This window comes from Pseudomonas sp. 05T35, assembly GCF_056396605.1.
The window spans coordinates 1-677 of record NZ_JBFTLU010000854.1; the positions used below are offsets into that span (position 1 = coordinate 1).

Annotated in this window: 1 protein-coding gene; it reads left to right on the plus strand. The window is 56.4% G+C overall.

What is annotated here, in order from left to right:
• Positions 1–210 precede the first annotated feature (210 nt).
• A partial coding sequence (locus tag AC1DH9_RS30290) for a LysR family transcriptional regulator (RefSeq protein WP_477809473.1) occupies positions 211–677 on the plus strand: 467 nt, incomplete at its 3' end.

Below are 677 nucleotides of genomic sequence, written 5' to 3' on the forward strand. Positions count from 1 at the left end.
CCATTCAATGGTGTTCATGTGCTCGGGCTTATTCACCAAATCACCTCTTTTTGTGTGTGATGGCGAGCGGGCTGCCCTTGAACGGGCAAAGCGCAGACGCCGGGTATCAACAGCACGGTGTGCTTGTGAGCTTTATCGCGGCCGGGCTAGGATTAGTCAATTTTCAAATTCTTAACCTAACTATTAGCCTGACTAATAGCAGGATTCCTTATGCCCTCCCCCCTCTCCCAATCCAGCCGCCGCTTTCTCAATGACCGGCTCGACTGGAACCTGTTGCGCACCTATCTGGTGATCGCCCAGGAAGGCAGCATGAGCCGCGCTGCTGCACGCCTGCACATCACACAATCGGCGGTGAGCCAGGCGCTCAAGCGTCTTGAAGAGCAACTCGACTGCGTGCTGATTGTCCGCAGCGGCCGGCGTTTCGACCTCACCGAAACCGGTGAAGAAGTGCTGCGTATCGCGGCCGATGTCTATGGTGATATTTCGCGCCTGGGGCCGGTGATCGAGAGTCCTCACGATGACGTGGTCGGCAAGGTGCGGATCCTGACCATCAGCGGTATCCAGTCCGCGCACTACGATAAGTTCCTGGCGGACTTCCATGAGAGCCATCCGAATGTCGAACTGGAAGTCGAGGTGATGGGCAGTTCGAACATCATCAGTGCCCTGCTGCAAAAGAC